General features: G+C 39.3%; 21 protein-coding genes. 12 read left to right on the top strand and 9 right to left on the bottom strand.

The features are described 5' to 3' along the window. Positions 1-15 precede the first annotated feature (15 nt). Together EHW67_RS12050 and EHW67_RS12045 are read right to left on the bottom strand one after the other, a co-directional pair. A complete protein-coding gene (locus tag EHW67_RS12050) occupies positions 16-882 on the bottom strand; it encodes a hydroxymethylglutaryl-CoA lyase (protein WP_126162644.1) in 867 nt (288 codons plus the stop codon). A 34-nt stretch (positions 883-916) separates the two neighbouring features. Continuing rightward, the gene (locus EHW67_RS12045; protein WP_126162697.1) at positions 917-1540 is read right to left on the bottom strand and encodes a LysE family translocator; all 624 of its coding nucleotides are present in this window, start codon (positions 1538-1540) and stop codon (positions 917-919) included. Positions 1541-1674: 134 nt separating this feature from the next. On the opposite strand from EHW67_RS12045, the gene EHW67_RS12040 reads away from it, so the two are divergent. Then, positions 1675-2097 carry a Dabb family protein gene (locus tag EHW67_RS12040; RefSeq protein WP_126162643.1) on the top strand — a complete coding sequence of 141 codons (423 nt, stop codon included), beginning with the start codon at positions 1675-1677 and terminating at the stop codon, positions 2095-2097. 127 nt (positions 2098-2224) lie between these two features. Here EHW67_RS12040 and EHW67_RS12035 read toward each other — a convergent pair whose 3' ends face one another. Together EHW67_RS12035 and EHW67_RS12030 are read right to left on the bottom strand one after the other, a co-directional pair. Further along, positions 2225-3268 (bottom strand): quinone-dependent dihydroorotate dehydrogenase, encoded by a 1044-nt coding sequence (locus tag EHW67_RS12035; protein ID WP_126162642.1) that lies wholly within the window; start codon positions 3266-3268, stop codon positions 2225-2227. Positions 3269-3350: 82 nt separating this feature from the next. Next, entirely contained in the window at positions 3351-3767 is a 417-nt protein-coding gene (locus EHW67_RS12030) for a hypothetical protein (protein ID WP_126162641.1), read from the bottom strand. Between the two features lie 203 nt (positions 3768-3970). On the opposite strand from EHW67_RS12030, the gene pepT reads away from it, so the two are divergent. Both pepT and EHW67_RS12020 read left to right on the top strand, forming a co-directional pair. Continuing rightward, positions 3971-5203 (top strand): peptidase T, encoded by a 1233-nt coding sequence (gene pepT, locus EHW67_RS12025; protein WP_126162640.1) that lies wholly within the window; start codon positions 3971-3973, stop codon positions 5201-5203. A gap of 35 nt (positions 5204-5238) precedes the next feature. Continuing rightward, positions 5239-5838 (top strand): YdeI/OmpD-associated family protein, encoded by a 600-nt coding sequence (locus EHW67_RS12020; protein ID WP_126162639.1) that lies wholly within the window; start codon positions 5239-5241, stop codon positions 5836-5838. 58 nt (positions 5839-5896) lie between these two features. Here EHW67_RS12020 and EHW67_RS12015 read toward each other — a convergent pair whose 3' ends face one another. Continuing rightward, complete coding sequence (locus EHW67_RS12015; RefSeq protein ID WP_126162638.1) at positions 5897-7504, bottom strand: FG-GAP repeat domain-containing protein; 1608 nt, start codon at positions 7502-7504, stop codon at positions 5897-5899. Positions 7505-7672: 168 nt separating this feature from the next. On the opposite strand from EHW67_RS12015, the gene EHW67_RS12010 reads away from it, so the two are divergent. After that, entirely contained in the window at positions 7673-9595 is a 1923-nt protein-coding gene (locus EHW67_RS12010) for a DUF294 nucleotidyltransferase-like domain-containing protein (RefSeq protein ID WP_126162637.1), read from the top strand. Next, positions 9592-10257, top strand: coding sequence for a 3'-5' exonuclease (locus tag EHW67_RS12005; protein WP_126162636.1), 666 nt, complete (start codon positions 9592-9594; stop codon positions 10255-10257). Before EHW67_RS12010 ends, EHW67_RS12005 begins: the two co-directional genes overlap by 4 nt. Position 10258: 1 nt before the next feature. Here the strand turns inward: EHW67_RS12005 and EHW67_RS12000 are convergent, their stop codons facing one another. Together EHW67_RS12000 and EHW67_RS11995 are read right to left on the bottom strand one after the other, a co-directional pair. Then, positions 10259-11218, bottom strand: coding sequence for a phosphoribosylaminoimidazolesuccinocarboxamide synthase (locus tag EHW67_RS12000; protein ID WP_126162635.1), 960 nt, complete (start codon positions 11216-11218; stop codon positions 10259-10261). Between the two features lie 8 nt (positions 11219-11226). Beyond that, on the bottom strand, positions 11227-12180 hold the full coding sequence (locus tag EHW67_RS11995; RefSeq protein WP_126162634.1) for a PhoH family protein: 954 nt from the start codon (positions 12178-12180) through the stop codon (positions 11227-11229). 128 nt (positions 12181-12308) lie between these two features. On the opposite strand from EHW67_RS11995, the gene EHW67_RS11990 reads away from it, so the two are divergent. The 5 genes from EHW67_RS11990 (at position 12309) to dnaN (ending at position 17114) form a co-directional block, all read left to right on the top strand. After that, positions 12309-13139, top strand: coding sequence for an SAM hydrolase/SAM-dependent halogenase family protein (locus EHW67_RS11990; protein ID WP_126162633.1), 831 nt, complete (start codon positions 12309-12311; stop codon positions 13137-13139). 13 nt (positions 13140-13152) lie between these two features. After that, on the top strand, positions 13153-13449 hold the full coding sequence (locus EHW67_RS11985) for a putative quinol monooxygenase (RefSeq protein ID WP_126162632.1): 297 nt from the start codon (positions 13153-13155) through the stop codon (positions 13447-13449). Between the two features lie 5 nt (positions 13450-13454). Then, positions 13455-14186, top strand: a complete 732-nt coding sequence (gene gldF / locus EHW67_RS11980; protein ID WP_126162631.1) for a gliding motility-associated ABC transporter permease subunit GldF — start codon at positions 13455-13457, stop codon at positions 14184-14186. Continuing rightward, positions 14186-15850 carry a gliding motility-associated ABC transporter substrate-binding protein GldG gene (gene gldG, locus EHW67_RS11975; protein WP_126162630.1) on the top strand — a complete coding sequence of 555 codons (1665 nt, stop codon included), beginning with the start codon at positions 14186-14188 and terminating at the stop codon, positions 15848-15850. Before gldF ends, gldG begins: the two co-directional genes overlap by 1 nt. Before the next feature lie 145 nt (positions 15851-15995). Continuing rightward, entirely contained in the window at positions 15996-17114 is a 1119-nt protein-coding gene (gene dnaN, locus EHW67_RS11970) for a DNA polymerase III subunit beta (protein WP_126162629.1), read from the top strand. Positions 17115-17230: 116 nt separating this feature from the next. Here dnaN and EHW67_RS11965 read toward each other — a convergent pair whose 3' ends face one another. Next, positions 17231-17572, bottom strand: a complete 342-nt coding sequence (locus EHW67_RS11965; protein WP_126162628.1) for a DUF4870 domain-containing protein — start codon at positions 17570-17572, stop codon at positions 17231-17233. Positions 17573-17707: 135 nt separating this feature from the next. Then, positions 17708-18181, bottom strand: a complete 474-nt coding sequence (locus EHW67_RS11960; RefSeq protein ID WP_126162627.1) for a hypothetical protein — start codon at positions 18179-18181, stop codon at positions 17708-17710. A gap of 297 nt (positions 18182-18478) precedes the next feature. On the opposite strand from EHW67_RS11960, the gene mnmE reads away from it, so the two are divergent. Then, a complete protein-coding gene (mnmE, locus tag EHW67_RS11955) occupies positions 18479-19876 on the top strand; it encodes a tRNA uridine-5-carboxymethylaminomethyl(34) synthesis GTPase MnmE (protein ID WP_126162626.1) in 1398 nt (465 codons plus the stop codon). 180 nt (positions 19877-20056) lie between these two features. Next, positions 20057-21211, top strand: coding sequence for a site-specific integrase (locus EHW67_RS11950; RefSeq protein WP_126162625.1), 1155 nt, complete (start codon positions 20057-20059; stop codon positions 21209-21211). Positions 21212-21393 lie beyond the last annotated feature (182 nt).

Below are 21393 nucleotides of genomic sequence, written 5' to 3'. Positions count from 1 at the left end.
AGTAGTGCCAGTTTGTTAATGGTATGAAGAGAATAAATCGCTGGCCTTATTAAATGCTGCCTCGAAGGCCATCCAGTTTACGTTGGTATCCACCTTGGCACTGGTGAAGTAGGAAAGCATTTTTTCTGTCGGCATATTGCCCGTAAGTTCATCCTTGGCCATAGGACATCCTCCAAAACCCTGTACTGCCCCATCAAACCTCTGACAGCCAGCCTTATATGCCGCATCCACTTTTTCATGCCATTTGGAAGGGGTGGTATGCAAATGCGCCCCAAATTCTATTTCGGGAAATTTAGGGATTAGATTGGAGAACAAATAATCTATTACTTCAGGGGTAGAGGATCCTACGGTATCCGAGAGCGATAATATCTTTACCCCCATTCCGGCCAATTTCTCTGTCCATTCGGCTACGACCTCCACACTCCATGGATCCCCGTATGGATTGCCAAAACCCATTGAAATATAAGTGACAACTTCTTTGCCTGTGCCGTCGGCAATGGCCAATATTTCTTTTAAAGTTTCAACAGACTGGGCAATGGTTTTGTGGGTATTCCTCATTTGAAAATTCTCGGAAATGGAAAACGGGTACCCCAAATAATCAATGGAACCGTATTTCGAAGCATCCTGGGCCCCTCTAACATTGGCTACAATGGCCAATAATTTGCTACTGGTCTTGGATAGGTCCAATTGTTCTAGCACCTGGGCCGTATCTACCATTTGGGGAATGGCCCTAGGTGAAACAAAACTTCCAAAATCAATAGTATCAAAACCACAATTCAGTAAGGACTGAATGTACCTGACCTTATTTTCTGTTGGAATAAATGTCTTGATGCCTTGCATGGCATCCCTTGGACATTCTATTATTTTTATGGTGTTGGACATTCCCAAATTATAGCTTTTTCAAAATTAATATTATTTAATCAGATAGTAATAAATAAAAAGCTATGCCCACAAAAACAAAAATCTGAAGCCACTTAAGATAACTCCCCAATTGTTCATTTTCCCGAATGTATTTGGAAATAACAGCGGAAAGAACTGCAATACTACTAAAAATAAGGAATGAAGTTATAATAAATAAACCTCCCAATACATAAAACTGTATGACAACACTTAAATGGTCACTAAATAAAAAACCAGGAAAGAAAGCCAAAAAAAAGATAGTTACCTTAGGATTTAGCACGTTCATAACAAAGCCTCGCTTATAAAGTACTAGCAGTGATTGCTTGCCACCATTTCCATTCCCAATTTCCAAGTTACCCCCACTTTTGTACACCCCAAATGCCAAATAAAATAAGTATAAGGCACCAAATAATTTAATGGTGAAAAATAATTGTGGGTATTGTTTTAGAACGGCAGAAACCCCAAATGCCAATAAACTGGTATGTACCAAGCATCCCGTCATCAATCCAGCTACTGTGGCTATTCCGTACTTTTTACCGTTGGTAATACTCTGTATCAATACAAATATATTATCCGGTCCAGGAGATATGGCCAGGGCTGCAGTAGCAAAAATAAAGGTCAGTAATATTTCGTAGTTCAAAGCACTGAAATTTTCATAAACATTACAAATACGGCCACGGCTATCCTCAGCCTCCAAAAGATGGAATATTATCCGGACTATATCCTGCAATAATCCAACTTTTTTATATCTTCATCAAAAATATATCATTAAATATGAAACCAGTTTTTTATTCCATTGGCCTATTGGCCGCCATTTTATTAATGAGTTTTAACACCACAAACAATTTTAACGTGAGTCAGGATTTACGCGATGAGACACCCAAGGCACAAGATAGTGTATTGCGCCATGTAGTACTGTTCAAATTTAAGGAAAACACATCCAAAGAGGATATTGCCAAGGTAGAGGAAGCCTTTGCTGCCCTGCCTTCCAAGATACCTCAAATTGTAGGTTACGAATGGGGAATTAACAATAGCCCTGAAGGGTTAAACAAAGGATTGACCCATTGTTTTTTCCTAACGTTCAACAGTGAGGAAGACCGGGCCATTTACCTTCCCCATCCTGATCACAAGGCATTTGGAGCTATCCTAACACCACATTTGGAAGATGTTACTGTTGTGGATTATTGGACCAAATAACAATTAGCTTATACTATTAAGGACATTGTACTTAGTTCTAAAAAAACAGGACTATCCACTAGTTGGATAGTCCTGTTTTTTTTTTAATGCCTCCACCTAGTTGGGCACAGGACTGGACCTTTATTACTTAGTCTTTAGAGTTTTTTATAATGGCTTTGTTTATACTCTTGATAAGTGCGGGCCCCTCGTAAATAAATCCGGTCCACAATTGCACAAGGTCGGCACCAGCGGCTAGTTTTTCCAAGGCATCGTCAGCGGAATGAATTCCTCCAACTCCAATAATAGGAAAAGCCTTTTGGCTCTTTTCCGATAAAAAACGGATTACTTCTGTACTGCGTTCTTTCAATGGCCTACCACTTAATCCTCCTGTTTCCTGCTGCAAACTGGCACTGGAACTTAAGTCTTTTCTGGCAATGGTGGTATTGGTGGCAATTACCCCATCTATTGTAGTATCCTCTACGATACCAATAATATCCATCAACTGCTCATCCGTTAAGTCGGGCGCAATTTTTAATAGGATCGGCTTTTCACCTACTTTCTTGGTCCTTGCCAATTTGGAGTTTTCCTTTTTAAGTTCTTTTAACAGTAAGGTTAGCGGCTCCCTATCCTGAAGTTCCCTTAAACCAGGCGTATTGGGCGAACTTACATTTACTACAAAATAATCTACATGATCAAAAAGGGCATCAAAGCAAATAAGGTAATCGTTTGCGGCCGTATCGTTTGGAGTAACTTTATTCTTCCCAATATTTCCGCCAATGAGTACCCTATGATTTTTTTTAAGGTTTTTTACCGCCTCAAGCACCCCCATATTATTAAAGCCCATTCTATTGATTATGGCCTGATCATCTTTTAAGCGAAACAAGCGTTTCTTAGGATTTCCCTCCTGAGGCTTGGGTGTCAAAGTTCCAATTTCGATAAAACCAAAACCAAAATCGGATAATTCATTGTAAAGTTTTGCATCCTTGTCGAATCCAGCGGCCAGCCCTACCGGATTTGGAAATTTTAATCCAAACAATTCCCTTTCCAAACGTGGATCTTTTACCACATAAATAGCACGGAAAATTTTAGAAAACCCTATGCGGTTAAGAAAACGAACAGAATTAAATATTAGGTGGTGTACCTTTTCCGGGTCTAGCGCAAAAAGTAAAGGTCGAAGAACAAACTTATACATGAAAATTATTTTCGGCAAAAATACAAACTAACGGAAGTATACAATCCTATAAAATCGCTTTTTATTAACATTGGAACAGAAGTTATTCTGGCCGAATGACCAATGGTATTCTGGACACCTCCTGGCAAAGCGCCGCATAGCGGTCATATTGTTTTTCATTGAACAATGCCAAAAGCTGCAGATCATACTTCAAAAAAACCTGCTTAATCTTATCCTCCAGCACCCTATGCTTTTCTCCCAGAGCCGTTAATTCTTCTGGGGTACTTTGAGGGTGGTTTTCAAAAAGATTTTGACGCTCCTCGTCCAAAAATTTAATTTCCAGTTCCAAGGCCGCCTTAAACTCCTCCAACTTTGTTATCTGTTCCTCCTTTAACTGAAAAATCTGAATTATGGTATCGGTGTCCGTTACCCCTATAGCAAGACTACAATCTTCCTGTGCAGGCAAAGTAAACCATATTCCCAGGACCAATAAAAAGAAAACAAATACTTTGGACGACATTGACTTTAAATCTAATTAGATAACAAATATAAGCTAATAATACTAGTACAACGGGCCACAATAAAAAAGCGAAGTCACTAAAACCGCTATCTCAGAAAGGTACAAAAACTAAGACCTCCCTCTTGTATTAATAGTTCCAATTGCCCTTATCCCAAAGTCAAAAAAACAAAAATATGCTGTACTTTTAGCCAAAATTTATTCCTATGCAACATATTATAGATCGTTTTATAAGATATATTTCCGTAGATACCCAGAGCGACCCAAACTCTTCTTCTACCCCAAGCACCGAAAAACAATGGACACTAGCCCATAAGTTGGTTGCGGAACTGAAAGAGATAGGTATGCAGGATGTGGTAATTGATGACAAGGCCTACATAATGGCCACCCTGCCCAGTAATATAGATAAAGAGGTTCCCACCATTGGGTTCATATCCCATTTTGACACCTCCCCGGATTTTACGGCTACCAACGTTAATCCTCAAATAATTGAAAATTACGATGGAGGTGACATTATTTTGAATAAAGAAAAAAACATAGTGCTCTCTCCCAGCTACTTTGATGATCTACTACAATATAAGGGCAATACCCTTATTACTACTGATGGAAACACCTTATTAGGGGCAGATGATAAAGCCGGTATAACCGAAATAGTAACGGCCATGGAATATTTAATTAATCACCCGGAAATTAAGCACGGGGATATCAGGGTAGGCTTTACCCCGGATGAAGAAATTGGCCGTGGTGCCCATCATTTTGACGTTGCGGCTTTTGGTGCAGAATGGGCATATACCATGGACGGAAGCCAAATAGGAGAACTGGAATATGAAAATTTCAACGCCGCGGGAGCCAAAATAACCATAACAGGTAAAAGCGTACATCCAGGTTACGCCAAAGATAAGATGGTCAATGCCCTGATCATAGCAAACGATTTTATATCCCATCTACCAAGCGAGGAGATCCCTCAAAAAACGACAGGCCGACAAGGATTCTTCCATCTACACCATCTAAGTGGGGAGATAGAGTTGGCGGAATTGGAATTCATAATTAGGGACCACGATTTAAACAAATTTGAACAACGCAAGCAATTGCTGAAGGATATTGCTGCAAAATTAAATGATAAGTACGGGGAATATATTGTGGTGGATATCAAGGACCAATATTTTAATATGCGTGAAAAAATTGAACCGGTTATGCATATTGTCGATATTGCAAAGGAAGCCATGGAATCCTTGGACATCAGCCCTATAATTAAGCCCATACGTGGAGGTACCGATGGTTCCCAGTTGAGTTATATGGGCCTCCCCTGTCCCAATATTTTTGCTGGCGGCCACAATTTTCACGGAAAATACGAATACGTCCCCGTAGAAAGTATGCAGAAAGCTGTTGAAGTTATCGTGAAAATTTGCGAACTTACTGCCAATAGGGAAGGCAAATAATACTTCCCTTCCCTAAAAATTAAACCTGGCCCAGTATGAAAAACAAAGAGAAAATTGATGCCTACTATGCCAAGGAGCAACCTTTTAAGGAAGGGATAGGAATACTTCGAAAATTGGCCCTTAAAACCCCACTGACAGAAACCTTTAAATGGGGAAGTCCGGTTTACACCATTGACAATAAGAATGTGCTTGGCATTTTAGCCTTTAAGAACCATTTCTCTATATGGTTTTTTCAGGGTGTATTTTTATCGGACCCCATAAAGGTATTGGTAAACGCACAGGAAGGGAAGACCAAGGCAATGCGGCATTGGAAGTTTAACTCAATAAATGAAATTGATGAGGAAACCGTCCTAAACTACTTTCAAGAAGCCATTTCCAATCAGAAAAAGGGCAAAGTGTATTTGCCCAAAAAGGAAAAGATTACCACCCTTCCTCCGCTTCTAAATGATGCAATGGAGAAGAATGCGGAACTGAAACACAACTATAACCAACTTCCCCCTTATAAACAAAGAGAATACCATGAATACATTGGAGGTGCCAAACAAGAAAAGACCAAACGAACCAGACTGGACAAGTGCATCCCATTAATTCTTAAGGGCAAAGGACTACATGACAGGTTTAGGAACAAGAGTTAGCGGACGTAGAGCCTAAAAGTTACAATAAATGAAAGGTTGTTACAAAGCTTGAACTGCATCACCGTACAGTGTTTTCCAATACCACCACAGATGGTCCTTTGGTCAGCCATTTTTTTCCTAAACCGGTGGTATCTCCCATAGCGGTAAAATAAACAAAAGAGCCTAATGCAAGGTCTATATCCCCATCGGCATCCATATCCTCAGCATCCATAACAATCCACCTGCCATTGGTTGCCTGAGGAAAGGAAAAATCCTCAAATTCCATACCCCCTGTGTTTTCCAAATAAATAAAGCTCTCCTCCGGACTTCTGTAATAATCAGGAAAAAAGGAAATAGCAGCTATATCTAGGTCGCCATCCAAATCATAATCCCTGGGTATTGCTTTATAGGCTCCATTCAAGGGATAAAAAAATGACTGATGAAAATCAAGACCACCTTGGTTCAGAAAAATATAAACCCCGTGATATGGTTTTAATATGGGGGTTTTATCGGCATTATCCCCACAAACATAGAGTATGTCATCCAAGCCATCATCATTAAAATCTGCCAACTCCATGTACTGGGAGCCATTAAGGGGAAGAAAAGAAAGCAACCTATTTTCCTCAAAGGAACCATTGCCCTGATTTTCGTAATAAAAGACACCTTCGTCTCCCTGCGCTATCAAGGCCATCACATCCTGTAGTCCATCCCCGTTCATATCTTTTATGATAGCAGTTATGGCACCTGGTCTATTGTTTAGAACTTGCCTTTCATACTGGTCTCCTCCTTTATTGAGAAACCAGACCAACTCCCCGGTCTCATTACCATATTCACAGACTACAATATCTTCCAATCCATTGTTATTTAGATTTCCATAGGCCACATGCACCGGTCGGGTAAGGCTGTCAAGGATAGTTTTTGAAGCGTTGTATATCTTACTGCCACCGGTCTTATATATTTTCTGCAGCATTCCTTCAGGGGAATCGTGCGGAAAAATACTCTTACCAACGGTTGTCAAATACAGGGTATCCCCTTTTTCACGGTAATTAACCGGAGACAACTTCACCCCCATTACGTGGTCGCGGTCCAAATTGGATGTTAAAAAGGATAAAGAGTTTATATTCCGCTTTCCATCGGCAAATACTACCCCATTATTTTGAGGAAGTAATTTAACCATTGTGGTAAGTGCCGGGGTTTGCGAAAAAGTAGGCTCCTTATAGGTAAAATGCTTTAGTCCCATTTTTGGTTTTGCCTGCCGTTTAGTGGGCAACAGGGTATCCGGTGCGTTGCCCAAGTAATAATCTATAATTTTCTCCCAATCTTCTTGGGCTAAAAGTGGATTTTCCGGAAAAACATTGGCCTTCTTTACCAGCTCTCCCCCTCTTGAATCAAAGAGACTATCGTACTGCATTTTATCCCTATGTATCCCTAAACGATGTCCCATTGCAGGTAGCACATCATTTGCCCAACTAGATTTTGGCAATAGGGCAGGTTCTACATAGAGATGGCAGCTGGCACAATGGATCTGGGCCAATTGGTCTCCAGCCAGACCAGTGGCCGGGATTTCCTGAAGTTCCATATCCTGATTCCCTCTTTTTTTTCCCGTACAGGAAGCCAATTGCCCTGCACAGATGAACAATAGTAGAATGGGTTTAGCAACCCAATTAATGTGGAAGGATTCTTTCATTATTAAACCAATAAGCTTAATTGCTAAGATACCATTGTATTTTATTGTTTGACAGTTCTCCCTAAGATTTTCGGTCTTAGAGCTCAAGTAAAAGACAATTTTATCATATTGCAATAAAAATTAATGAACTAAGGATTGTATGCCCTAATTTTACATTAAATACCTAATATGAAAAATACTATTTCCCATAGAGTCGCAGATTTTCTTAAGAATTTCCCTCCATTTAATGTCATGGGTCAAAAGGATATTGAAACCCTATCGGAACAAGTAACGATTATCTACAAAGAAAAAGATAGTATTGTTTTTTCTGAAACTGACGAACCACATTCACACTTCTACGTTGTTCACAAAGGAGCAGTTGCCCTTAAAAAAGGGGCAGACAAAAGAATAATGGATATGTGTGACGAAGGGGATATTTTTGGGCTACGACCACTTATGGCCTTGGAAAACTATAAAATGAGTGCCAGAGCCCATGAGGAAAGTATTTTATATGCCATACCTATAGACATCTTTAAACCCTATGCAAGGAAGAATATTGAAGTAGGCAATTTTCTTTTGGAAAGTTTTGCTTCCAACACTAGAAACCCGTATTCCAAAAGTCACCGTGGAAAACTATATGATGAAGCCCCGGATCCTCTCCCTATAGTGCCCAATACCCAAGTTTTGGATTTACAGCGGGTACAGTATTCCAAGAAACTGGTAAGCTGTTCCCCTGGCACTTCCGTAAAATCCATCGCAAAAAAAATGACGGAGAAAAATGTTGGGGCCATGTTGGTGGTAAAGGACAAAATGCCCATAGGGATCATTACGGATAAGGACCTTCGCAACAATATTGTAAGCGGAAAATATCCCATAACCACCAAAGCCTCGGAAATTATGATATCCCCGGTCATAACATATGACAAAAACCTCACCATTACCCAGGCCCAAATGGCCATGATGAAAAGCAATATCAGTCACCTATGTATCACCAAGGACGGAACCCCCAATTCAAAGGCAATAGGTATACTTTCCAAACACGATGTTATGGTCGCCCTTGGCAACAACCCGGCCGTATTGATAAAGGCTATAAAAAGATCCAAAAAGATCAAGTCAATAAAACGTATTAGAAAAAGCGTAACCCATTTGTTACAGGACTACTTGGACCAAAACATCCCTTTAACACTGACCACCAAAATAATATCCGAGCTTAACGATGCCTGTGTAAAACAAATTATAAAACTGTCCTTGGCGGAAATGCCAGATAAACCACCTGTCAACTTTGCTTGGTTGGCCTTGGGATCACAAGGACGAAGTGAGCAGCTTCTTCAAACCGATCAGGACAATGCTCTGGTATTTGACAATGTACCAGAGGAAAAACTTATGGAAACGACCGACTATTTCCTAAAACTGGCCAAAATTGTAAACAAGGGCTTGTTCGATATTGGTTATGACTATTGTCCTGCAGAAATGATGGCCTCTAACCCTAGTTGGTGCTTAAGTTTGGAAGAATGGAAAAAAACCATCGCACAATGGATTATAAATCCTGGTACAGATGAGGTATTGCTTTCATCCATCTTTTTTGATTACAATATTACCTATGGGGATGCCAGTTTGGTTAACCAACTATCTGAACACATATTTGAAACCACAAAAAAATATCCAATTTTCTACTTGCACCTCGCAAGTGGAGCCTTACAAAACCCTTCTCCCACAGGTTTTTTCAGACAATTGTTGGTAGAACAGGACGGAGAACACAAGGATACGTTCGATTTAAAAAGAAGAGCTTTAATGCCCTTGACCGATGCTGCCCGGGTCCTAATTTTATCACATTCGGTAAAATCTATAAACAGTACAGCAGAACGATTTGAAAAATTGGCAGAGTTGGAACCCAATAATGAAGAGATTTTTATGGCTTGTTCCTACGCCACAAGGGCATTGCTAAAATTTAGGACCAAACAAGGACTGCTACACAATGATTCTGGAAGATATATCGCCATTGATAAATTAACCAAAGAGGAACGGATCAAATTAAAAAGAACTTTTAAGACCATTAAAGAAATCCAAGAATTGGTAAGTATAAGATTTAAGGTAACAAACTTATTGAGATGATACACTTTTTTAAGAAAAAAGTACCTAATTACCCCGAATTTTGGCAGGAGTATGAGAGAAGTTTTGAAGAAAAACCCAAAGAAGATCTCGATCAGGTTAGGTTTGTGGTCTTGGATACCGAAACCACTGGATTTGATTATCTAAACGACAGAATACTGTGTATTGGGGCACTGAGTTTATGCAATAAAAACATTGCAATAAACCAAAGTTTGGAACTGTATATTAAACAAGAACATTATAATGCCGAGACCGCAGAAATCCACGGTATCCTGAAAAATGGGGGTGCCTCTTACATAAGTGAGGAAGAGGCTTTGAAACTATTTTTAGGATACCTGAAAAATGCGGTTATAGTAGCCCACCATGCAATTTTTGATATTAATATGATAAACAAGGCCTTGCAAAGGCACGGGCTCCCAAAACTTAAGAACAAGTATCTGGACACTTCCAACCTATATAAGAAAACACTTTTAAACTCCAATGTCTTTAAAAAAAAGGAACATTATTCCTTGGACGAATTGGCGGAGAAATATGATATCTCAAAAAAAGATAGGCATACCGCTATTGGTGATGCGTATATCACTGCCATTGCCTTCCTTAAAATAAAAGGCAGACTAAAAGGTAAAGGGCATTTAAAATTAAAAGACCTTTTAAAAATGGGTTAGCCTACTTTTCCAATGAATTTAGGTATTCCAATACATTATTCTCAATTCTGTCCTGAATAGCTGAAATATCACCCTTAACAAAGGTCTCTCCTGTTATATTCTCATATAGTTCTATATAACGGTCCGATACAGTTGTAATATAATCATCACTCATTTCCGGTACTGTCTGTCCCGGTAAACCTTGGAAGTCATTGCTAATCAGCCATTGTCTTACAAATTCCTTCGACAACTGTTTTTGGGCCTCCCCCTTTTCCTGACGTTCCGCATAGCCTTCAGTATAAAAGAAACGTGAGGAATCCGGCGTGTGGATTTCATCTATCAATACGATCTTACCCTCATTGGTCTTTCCAAATTCATATTTGGTATCAACCAAGATCAACCCTCTTTTAGCGGCAATCTCCGTGCCCCTTTGGAATAATGCCTTGGTATATTGCTCCAAAACTAGGTAATCGGCTTCACTGACGATCCCTTTTTTTAGAATATCTTCACGGGAAATATCTTCATCGTGATCACCCATTTCGGCCTTTGTTGCCGGAGTGATGATTGGCTCCGGAAACTTGTCATTTTCCTTCATCCCTTCGGGCATGGCCACCCCACACAACTCTCTTTTCCCCAGCTTGTATTCCCTGGCTGCATGACCGGATAAATAGCCCCTAATCACCATTTCAACCTTAAAAGGCTCACAGGCGTGTCCAACGGCCACATTGGGATCTGGTGTAGCCATAAGCCAATTGGGAACAATATCAGAAGTGTCCGCCATCATCTTGGTGGCAATCTGGTTCAGAATTTGGCCTTTATAAGGAATTCCTTTGGGCATCACTACATCAAAAGCAGAAAGCCTATCGGTGGCTATCATTACCAAAATATCATTTTCCAAATGATATACCTCCCTTACCTTTCCTTTATAAACATTTTTTTGCCCTGGGAAATTAAAATTTGTATCAATTATTGTGTTGCTCATTACTTCTATTAATTGTTATGCTCAATTCCTTTATAGGCTTCTATCACCTTTTTTACCAATTTATGCCTAATTACATCCTTATCGTCCAAATAAATGATCTTTATCCCCTCAATTTTCTGTAATACCAGTAAGGCCTCCTTAAGACCAGAAATAGTTCTCCTAGGTAAATCTATCTGCCCTGGATCCCCGTTGACCAAAAACTTGGCATTTTTACCCATTCTGGTAAGGAACATTTTCATTTGGGCATGTGTGGTATTCTGGGCTTCATCCAAAATCACAAAGGCATTGTCCAAAGTCCTCCCCCTCATAAAAGCCATTGGTGCAATCTGTATGGTTCCATTTTCCAAATAGTGCGCCAATTTCTCTGGTGCAATCATATCCCTTAATGCGTCATATAGAGGCTGCATATAGGGATCCAATTTTTCCCTGAGATCACCGGGTAAAAATCCCAAATTCTCCCCAGCTTCCACCGCCGGCCTGGTAAGGATGATACGTTTTACTTGCTTTTCCTTTAGGGCCTTTACGGCCAAAGCCACCCCTGTATATGTTTTTCCCGTTCCAGCTGGTCCCACGGCAAAAACCATGTCATTATCCTTGGCAGCATCTACCAATCGCCTTTGATTGGCGGTTTGGGCCCTTATAAGCCTTCCACTAACACCATGCACCAATACTTCGCCACTGGCTTCGGACGACTCGAATGCTTCCGTTCCATTACTGGCAAGTAACCTTTCTATACTATTTTCGTCCAATTTGTTGTACTTGGCATAATGGGCAGTGAGCAGATCAAACCTTTTGTCAAATTCATCCAATAGGTCCTCATCTCCATAAACCTTAATTTTATTACCTCGCGCAACTATTTTAAGCTTGGGAAAGTGTTTTTTTAATAAATCTATATTCTCATTATTCTGCCCAAAAAATTCCCTTGGGCTAATGTCCGTAAGTTCTATGATAAGTTCGTTCAAAGAATAGAAGTATTATTAAGTTTAGATATACAATATATATTTTGGTTCGCTGATTTTTTGTGTAATTTTGTTTAACAAAATTAAGTAAAAAACAACTCACCGAACCAAAAACATATCAACAGTCCTCTATGGCGATAATTACATTAACTACTGATTTTGGACATAAAGACCATTTTGCAGGGGCCATAAAAGGGACAATATACAAGGAATTGGCCGATGCCAGGATTGTTGATATTTCACATTCCATAGCCCCGTTCAACATTCAGGAATGCGCCTATATCCTAAAAAATTCTTATAAAAATTTCCCTGACGGCAGCATCCATATAGTAGGGGTAGATTCTGAACTGTCTCCAGAAAACCAACACATCGCAGTTTTGGTGGATAATCACTATTTTATTTTGGCCAATAACGGAGTGATTGGACTGATAATTTCTGAAATTGTCCCAGAAAAAGTTGTAGAGATCCAACTTCCCAACCCCATAGACAGCTCCTTTCCCGAAATGGACGTCTTTGTAAAAGTTGCCAGCCATATTGCAAGAGGAGGAAAATTGGAAGTAATAGGCAGGGCATTTAAAGACCTTAAGATATTACGGGAATTTAATCCAAGGTTTTCCGATGACGGTAGAACTATTTCTGGTAGTGTGATCTATATAGATAACTATGGGAATGTGGTGACCAACATACATAGAAACAAATTCAAGTCATTTGGCAAGGGAAGGCCTTTTGAGCTATTGGCCAGAAATAAAAAAATAACGCAGATCCATAGAAAATATGGAGATATAATAAATTATCAACTCGATAAAAGTCAGCGCAAAGCCCCAGGTGAGTTACTGGCACTTTTCAACTCTTCGGGTTATTTGGAAATAGCCATTTATAAAAGTGACCTTAATACCGTAGGTGGTGCCTCTACCCTATTGGGATTGGACTATAGGGATACAGTGATGATAAATTTTTCCTAAAAACAAATGAAAAATGTTGGTAAGAATTGTAAAACTGACCTTTAAAAAGGAAAATATTGCTAGTTTTGAGACCATCTTTGAAAAGAATAAAAATAAAATTAGGCAGGCTGAAGGATGCTGCTTTTTAGAATTATTGCAGCATCAGGAGGATAAAAACATCTTTTTCACCTATAGTTATTGGAATAGTAAGGCCGACTTGGAAAGGTACAGAAGTTCAGATTTTTTCAAAAATCTATGGAAAGAAACCAAGAACCTATTTGATGATAAACCGGAAGCTTGGAGCCTAATTAAAAAAGAAACAATGAAATAACCCATATGATCGCCATTTTTAAAAGAGAGATACAATCATTCTTTACCTCGCCTATTGGCTACATGGTCATTGGGTTGTTTTTGGTACTCAACGGTTTGTTTCTATGGGTATTTAAAGGACCGTTCAATATTTTTGACTACGGCTTTGCCGATCTGGGCAATTTTTTCCTTTTAGCCCCATGGGTGTTCCTCTTTTTGGTACCGGCCATAACGATGAGAAGTTTTTCGGAAGAGAAAAAATTGGGCACTTTAGAGTTACTTTTTATAAAGCCCATTTCCTTATGGCAAACCGTACTGGGTAAATTCTTGGGCTCTTTTAGCCTTACTTTTATAGCTGTTATACCCACTTTACTTTATGTATACACTATTTCCCAATTGGGGGTTACCCCGGGTAATTTGGATATGGGAATGGTTGTGGGCTCATATTTTGGCCTGTTATTTTTAATGGCCAGTTATACCGCCATGGGCTTATTTGCCTCTACCTTATCCGAAAACCAAATCGTAGCCTTTATTACGGCCATGGTCCTCTGTTTTGTTATGTTGTACGGTTTTGAGAGCTTGGCCACCACAATGCCCTCGGGTAACACTATGATCTTTGTAAAAGAACTTGGCATGAAAGCTCATTTTGAAAGTATAGCCAGAGGAGTTCTGGATACACGGGACATAGTTTACTTTATGAGCCTTACCCTATTCTTTCTTTTTTTGACCCTTACCCAACTTAAATACCAACGTAGATAATGAAGAAAAGTTGGTTATCTATCATAAAGGCTGTAGCTCTATTGGTGATTCTAAATGGTATCGCGGATTATTTCTATGCGAGGATAGATCTAACGGAAGACAGCCGTTATACCTTGTCACAGGCATCCTTACATTCTGTTCAGGAGTTTAGTGCCCCGGTTATAATTGATATTTTATTGGATGACAATCTGCCTCCTGAATTTGTAAAACTAAAGCAGGAGACCCGACAATTGCTGGAAGAATTTGCTTCTGAGAATAACAATATAAAATTCAATTTTGTGAACCCTTTGGAGGGCAGTTCACAAATTGATGCCGTAATTACAGATTTACAGGGATTGGGCCTTACCCCAACCAATGTAACGGTAGAACAAAACGGCAAGGTATCCCAAGAAATTATTTTTCCTTGGGCCATGGTCAATTACAACAACAATACGGTAAAGGTTCCGCTACTAAAAAACAAACTTGGGGCAACCACGGAAGAACGGGTAAACAATTCCGTACAGCATTTGGAATATGCTTTTGCGGATGCCTTCAGCAAATTGAATATTAAAGAAAAAAAGAAGATAGCCATTATAAAAGGAAACGGAGAGCTGGAAGATATCTTTATGGCCGATTTCCTTACCACTATAAAAGACTACTACAATATAGGGGCCATTACCCTGGATTCGGTTTCCCAAAATCCTGAAAAGGTGTTGGAACAATTAAAAGGTTTTGATCTGGCCCTAATTGCCAAGCCAACGGAAAGGTTTACGGATGAAGAAAAATTTATTTTAGACCAATATGTCGTTAGCGGAGGGAAATCCTTATGGCTCATAGATAAGGTCAGCATGGAATTGGACAGTCTTTTTAATGAAAAAGGCACCGCCATGGCAGTGTCCAAAGACCTTAATCTACAGGACTTTTTCTTTAGGTTTGGCGTACGTTTTAATCCAAATTTGGTGAACGACCTATACTTTACCCAAATAGTTTTGGCCAGCGGTGAAGGCAATAGTTCACAATACAATCCTGTACCTTGGTTTTATAACCCCATGGTATTCTCCAAGAACAACCATCCAATTAATAACAATATAGAGGCACTTAGATTCCAATTTGCCGGCAGTATGGATACCTTGGCCAATGCTTATAAGAAACAGGTGCTATTAACAAGCTCTCCTCTTTCCAAGACCGAAGGGGTGCCAAGACAAATAAGCCTGGATATCATCAACACCCCTCCGGACAAGGAACTTTATAAGGATGGCAATAATATTTTGGGGGTTCTGATCCAAGGTGCATTTAAATCCACTTTTACCAACAGGGTCAAGCCTCTACCCCTGAAGAATATTCAAGACCAAGGACCCGAAAACAAGATGATAGTTATTTCGGACGGTGATCTTATAAAAAATCAGATCAGAAACGGAAGGCCTTTGGAACTTGGTTATGACAAATGGACAAATAACTACTTTGGGAACAAGGAATTCCTAATAAATTGCCTTAATTACCTCTTGGACGATACCGGACTTATAAACATTCGGAACAAGAAAGTTGCCATCCCATTTTTGGACGAAGAGAAAATTAGCGAACAAAAAACCAAATGGCAGCTTATTAATATTGGGCTTCCCCTTGTTTTGACCTTTATTTTTGGATTCGTAATTAGCACTATTAGGAAGAAAAAATATGGGGCATAAGTGTTAATAAGTTTGTTTCCTTAAAAAGGACATTTAAAATATCTTTGTTTTGACTGTGATACAAGGAATATTGCGGATTCAAACAGCAGATAAAAGGCTTTTTTAGGTTGTTCAACAATAAAGGTTCCTTAATAAAATTAAACTAATGAAATTTATAGTATCTAGCACTTATTTACTAAAACAACTCCAGGTATTGGGTGGGGTTATCAACAATAGCAATACCCTACCTATTCTAGACAATTTTCTATTCGATCTAAAACAGAAAGAACTTACCGTTTCAGCTTCCGATCTGGAAACGACAATGAGTTCTGTTTTGGAAGTAGATTCTGACAATGAGGGCACCATTGCGGTTCCTGCAAAACTATTGTTGGATATTTTAAAAACCTTTCCTGAGCAGCCTCTAACCTTTGTTGTGGAAGACAACAATACAGTAGAGATCAGCTCTAACCACGGTAAATATGCCTTGGCCTATGCAGATGGGGCTGAATTCCCTAAATCCGTAGACCTTTCCAACCCTTCATCTACCACGGTACTGGGCGATATATTGGCCACTGCTATCAACAAGACTATCTTTGCAGCCGGTAATGACGATTTAAGACCTGTAATGAGCGGTGTCTTTTTCCAGTTTTCCCCAGAGAGTTTAACATTCGTGGCCACAGATGCCCATAAATTGGTAAAATATCAACGTACAGACGTAACCGCTTCCAAAGTGGCCGAGTTCATCATGCCCAAAAAACCTTTAAACCTATTAAAAGGAATATTGGGAGGTAGCGAAACAGAAGTACTTATAGAGTACAATGAAAGCAATGCCAAATTTACGTTTGACAACACCGTTCTAATATGTAGGCTGATCGATGGTAAATATCCGAACTATGAAGCGGTAATCCCTAAAGAGAACCCAAATAAACTTTCCATTACCAGAGGGCAGTTCTTAAGTTCTGTAAGGAGGGTTTCCATATTCTCCAACAAGACTACCCACCAAATACGTCTAAAGATTGCTGGTGCGGAATTGAATATTTCTGCTGAAGATGTAGATTACAGTAACAAAGCTGAGGAAAGATTGACCTGTTCGTATCAAGGTGATGATATGCAAATAGGGTTCAACTCCAGGTTCTTGGTAGAAATGTTGAACAACCTTACCTCTGATGACGTACAGTTGGAAATGAGCCTTCCCAATAGGGCAGGTATCCTTACTCCTATTGATGGTTTGGACGAGGGTGAAAATGTTACCATGTTGGTAATGCCCGTTATGTTGAACAGCTAGATACACAGATTCGGCCCAAAGTTGAATCTAAAATACACCCCACACATTTACTATAAAAAAGCCATATTTCACCTGAAATATGGCTTTTTTGATTCATCCTAATGAAAAATATTGTTTTAAGACACAAACCTTATACTCAGCGGATAATGAGGTTTTTCTCCATTGGATACCCTAATGGCATTGACAATGGGAAACACAAGGCAAAATATGCCCACCGCAATAATTCCCAATATCCCTAGACCAAAAACCAACATTAGCGGAATACATAGTAGGGCATACAAAAACATGCTTAATTGAAAATTGACGATAGACTTGCCATTTTCATCCATGTTCATAATAGTATCCTTTTGTGTAAGCCATAGGATCAAAGGCACTATAAATCCTCCGCAACCCGTTATAAGGTCCAATAACTGACTTAAGTGGGTAAATACCAATAGTTGTTTATTTTCTGCTTTCATGAAATGTTTTTTTGTTGACTAGTATTTGAAGGGTTAGCCTATGAATAAAATTTACTCGGCTCTATTCAATAGACGAAAAAAACAATCATTTGTTACATAGTTACTCTTATACTAAATTGCTCTCCGTAAAAACTTCTATTGATTGATTTCCAATTCTTCCAGTTTTTGCTTATCCCTAACTATCCTCTCTTGAAGTTTATCTATTTTATGGTCTAACTTCTCCATATCCATAGGTGACAATTTCCCCTTTTTCTCATCCTTCTTCATTTTTTTCAGTATCCTGTCAATTTTTTTCTCGTCTCTGGCAATAGACCTCCTTATGGACTCTATTTCTGAAGCAAGCTTTTCCATTTTTTTCAATTCATTTTCAGCCTTTTTCTGACTTTTTTCGGCTTTCTTTTGCGCTCTTTCCAGTTTCTTGGCTTCCCTTTTCGCCTTTTGTATCCTTTTATGGATTTCCTTGGCTTCCTGAGAATCACTTACAATTTTAATCTGTTCCAGTTGTTCTGTGTTTTCCGCTGGCATACTGGATTTTTTTGTATCCTGTGCAGAATATCCTTGGCAGTAAAAACCAAAGGCCAATAAAGTGATTATTTTAATCAATTTCATATCACAATTTTAAATTATACTTCCCAGGCCTAAAGCCATTTATAGTGAATTATACTCCAGTCTATTTGGGGGTTGGTATTTAAAATTATGTATTTTGTGTGAACATAATAATGATTAAAATCATCGTTCTCTATTTCCTTTAGCCTAAAAAGTGATTTTGTACTAGTGTTGCTCATTGGAAATATGATCACCTTAGGATTTAGCCCATTTTTAGGAATACAGCATATGTATTTTCTATTATTGGCCCGAAAGGCTTTGAAAATTATAAATTGTATTTTTACGGTCAATTAAAATATTATGATTACCAACGACAACATCATTGCCCTAGCCACAGCATCAGGGGCCGGAGCTATAGCCATAATCCGTATTTCGGGGAAGGATGCCATTGCCTTGGCCGGTCCTTTTTTCAGATCGATTCGAGGTAAGGATTTAAAAAAACAAAAGAGCCATACCATTCATTTGGGCCATATTGTAGAAAATGACAAGGTGTTGGATGAGGTATTGGTATCTATATTTAAAGGCCCCCATTCCTATACTGGTGAGGATGTTGTGGAAATATCCTGTCACGGCTCGCCCTATATCCAACAGCAGATTATACAGTTGTTCTTACGTAATGGATGCCGTATGGCCAAGGCGGGAGAATTTACGCTACGTGCTTTTTTGAATGGCAAAATGGACCTTAGTCAGGCCGAAGCCGTTGCAGACCTTATTGCCTCCGATAACGAGGCTAGTCATCAAATAGCCATGCAGCAGATGCGTGGTGGCTTTAGCAATGAGATAAAAAAATTGCGGGACCAACTGCTAAACTTCGCCTCCTTGATGGAATTGGAGCTCGACTTCGCAGAAGAGGATGTAGAATTTGCCGACAGAACGCAGTTTAAAAAACTTTTGACCAAAATACAACGGATCTTAAAACGACTGATAGATTCCTTTGCCGTGGGCAATGTCATTAAAAATGGAATTCCCATTGCGATTGTTGGAGAGCCCAATGTTGGGAAATCTACCTTACTCAATGCTTTGTTAAATGAAGAGCGGGCCATAGTAAGTGATATTGCGGGAACTACTAGGGATTCCATAGAGGACGAAATTGTAATAGATGGCATAGGTTTCCGGTTTATAGATACTGCGGGCATCAGGGATACCCAAGATGTTGTGGAAAGCATAGGCATTAAAAAGACTTTTGAAAAAATAGAACAGGCCCAGGTAGTGGTATTGTTGATAGATGGCTGGCAAATGGCCATGAATACCACAAAATTAGAGTCGAGCATCAAGGAACTGGAAAAAATAAAAAGCAAATACCCCCAAAAACCCTTGGTGGTCATCGCCAACAAAATAGATAGGTTGGATCAGGATCAGATAGCAACACTGCAATCACAGATTAAGGATCTTCACCTGCTATCGGCCAAAACGGGCCAAGGGGTTGAATCATTAAAATCGCGCTTATTGGAATTTGTAAATACCGGAGCTTTGCGCAACAGTAATGCCATTGTAACCAATACCCGTCACTATAATTCATTAATAAAAGCATTGGAAGAGATAGAGAAAGTGCAATTGGGAATGGATGAGGAAACCCCCAGCGATCTTTTAGCAATAGATGTCCGGGAAGCCCTTTACCATTTAGGTGAAATTACCGGGCAAGTAACCAATGACGAGTTGTTGGGTAACATCTTTTCTAACTTCTGTATCGGCAAATAGACATTCATTTTATTTGATATCATTTAATATTATTTAACTACAAATAGCTGATTTATAGCATTTTGTTAAAAACTTTCAGGATTTTATTTTCTTTTAGCTGTTTATTTTTTGTACTTTTTTACATCTCATTTACACCTCGCAATTGATTTTTACACCTGAGGTGTAAAAAATGTATCTCGTATGAAAGTCCATCTCAGAAAAAAAAAGCTAAAGAGCGGAATGTCTAGCCTATATATTGAGTACTATAAAGGACATAGATTAACTTCGGAAGGGAAAACTAAACATCTAAGGGATTTTGAATATTTGGAGCTCTATCTCACAACAGATCCCAAGACTGATGCAGAGATAAAGAAAAACAAGGAAACCTTAGAACTTGCAGAAAAAATCCTGACCATAAGAAAGGCTGACCTCTATCAAGGGAAGTATAACCTTAAAAACGACACCAAAGGTAAAGTTGGTTTATTAGACTTTTATGTTCAGAAGAAAGAGGAACGCTACCAAACCAAAGGCAACTACGACAACTGGGATGCCGCACAAAAACACATTGAGGCCTACTGCCCCAGCCATATCACTTTAAACGATGTGGATGTGGATTTCATCAAAGGGTTTAAAAAATACCTGGATACCGTAGCCGTCACAAAAAGCAATAAGAATCTTTCCCAAAATACCAAGCACACCTGTTTTAATAAATTCAAGGCCTGCCTTAATGCGGCTTTCGAAGAAGGCTACCTAAAGGAAAACTACATGAAAAAGGTGAAAGGCTTTGCCATGGGAGAATCTACCAGGGAATACCTCACATCGGAAGAGCTCCAAAAATTGGCAGATACCCCATGCAAACTCCCAATCTTAAAACGCGCTTTTCTCTTCTCGGCACTAACTGGCATTCGATGGTCAGACGTCAATAAATTAATATGGTCCGAGGTTCGTGATGAAGGCATTGACAATACTGGAGTACCTATCTACCGAATTGTATTTCAGCAAAAGAAAACAGACGGAGTGGAATATCTATATATATCCCAACAGGCCAGGGAGCTCCTTGGTGAACGAAAGGAACCAAAGGACCGGGTTTTCAAGGGCCTACGGTATAGCGCCCATATGAACATGCAATTACTCCGTTGGTGCATGTTTGCCGGTATCAACAAACATATCACCTTCCACTCGGCACGGCACACCAATGCCGTTTTACTTTTGGAAAATGGAGCGGATATCTATACCGTTTCCAAACGCCTTGGTCATCGCGAAATACGGACTACTGAAATCTATGCCAAGATAATCGATAAGAAGATGAAGGAGGCTGCATATTTAATCCCAAGATTGAACATTGATGAATTGTAAGGCTACTGTTCCGCTCATTGGATATTTTGATGAAATAAGTCTTATATTAGTTGTTTCCAAAATAGATATATAATAACAAGTTACTATATCCGTACGTTGTAGGTAATTTCACCTACCGCAAGGAAGTTCTCTTCCAAGGTTTTCCCGAGCACTGTTGCGGGGTATCGATCGGGGTACTTTTT

It is taken from the genome of Arenibacter aquaticus (genome assembly GCF_003957295.1).
GTDB lineage: Bacteria > Bacteroidota > Bacteroidia > Flavobacteriales > Flavobacteriaceae > Arenibacter > Arenibacter aquaticus.
This window is presented reverse-complemented; position numbering and strand designations above follow the sequence as displayed.

What these genes read in the sequence shown, in the direction of transcription:
- EHW67_RS12010 (WP_126162637.1), top strand. Translation starts at nt 7,673, where the DNA reads ATGAAAAATACTATTTCCCATAGAGTCGCAGATTTTCTTAAGAATTTC.
- EHW67_RS12035 (WP_126162642.1), bottom strand. Translation starts at nt 3,268, where the DNA reads ATGTATAAGTTTGTTCTTCGACCTTTACTTTTTGCGCTAGACCCGGAA.
- EHW67_RS12005 (WP_126162636.1), top strand. Translation starts at nt 9,592, where the DNA reads ATGATACACTTTTTTAAGAAAAAAGTACCTAATTACCCCGAATTTTGG.
- EHW67_RS12040 (WP_126162643.1), top strand. Translation starts at nt 1,675, where the DNA reads ATGAAACCAGTTTTTTATTCCATTGGCCTATTGGCCGCCATTTTATTA.
- gldF (WP_126162631.1), top strand. Translation starts at nt 13,455, where the DNA reads ATGATCGCCATTTTTAAAAGAGAGATACAATCATTCTTTACCTCGCCT.
- gldG (WP_126162630.1), top strand. Translation starts at nt 14,186, where the DNA reads ATGAAGAAAAGTTGGTTATCTATCATAAAGGCTGTAGCTCTATTGGTG.
- EHW67_RS12000 (WP_126162635.1), bottom strand. Translation starts at nt 11,218, where the DNA reads ATGAGCAACACAATAATTGATACAAATTTTAATTTCCCAGGGCAAAAA.
- EHW67_RS11960 (WP_126162627.1), bottom strand. Translation starts at nt 18,181, where the DNA reads ATGAAATTGATTAAAATAATCACTTTATTGGCCTTTGGTTTTTACTGC.
- EHW67_RS12030 (WP_126162641.1), bottom strand. Translation starts at nt 3,767, where the DNA reads ATGTCGTCCAAAGTATTTGTTTTCTTTTTATTGGTCCTGGGAATATGG.
- mnmE (WP_126162626.1), top strand. Translation starts at nt 18,479, where the DNA reads ATGATTACCAACGACAACATCATTGCCCTAGCCACAGCATCAGGGGCC.
- EHW67_RS11950 (WP_126162625.1), top strand. Translation starts at nt 20,057, where the DNA reads ATGAAAGTCCATCTCAGAAAAAAAAAGCTAAAGAGCGGAATGTCTAGC.
- EHW67_RS12050 (WP_126162644.1), bottom strand. Translation starts at nt 882, where the DNA reads ATGTCCAACACCATAAAAATAATAGAATGTCCAAGGGATGCCATGCAA.
- EHW67_RS11990 (WP_126162633.1), top strand. Translation starts at nt 12,309, where the DNA reads ATGGCGATAATTACATTAACTACTGATTTTGGACATAAAGACCATTTT.
- EHW67_RS12020 (WP_126162639.1), top strand. Translation starts at nt 5,239, where the DNA reads ATGAAAAACAAAGAGAAAATTGATGCCTACTATGCCAAGGAGCAACCT.
- dnaN (WP_126162629.1), top strand. Translation starts at nt 15,996, where the DNA reads ATGAAATTTATAGTATCTAGCACTTATTTACTAAAACAACTCCAGGTA.
- pepT (WP_126162640.1), top strand. Translation starts at nt 3,971, where the DNA reads ATGCAACATATTATAGATCGTTTTATAAGATATATTTCCGTAGATACC.
- EHW67_RS11965 (WP_126162628.1), bottom strand. Translation starts at nt 17,572, where the DNA reads ATGAAAGCAGAAAATAAACAACTATTGGTATTTACCCACTTAAGTCAG.
- EHW67_RS12015 (WP_126162638.1), bottom strand. Translation starts at nt 7,504, where the DNA reads ATGAAAGAATCCTTCCACATTAATTGGGTTGCTAAACCCATTCTACTA.
- EHW67_RS11985 (WP_126162632.1), top strand. Translation starts at nt 13,153, where the DNA reads ATGTTGGTAAGAATTGTAAAACTGACCTTTAAAAAGGAAAATATTGCT.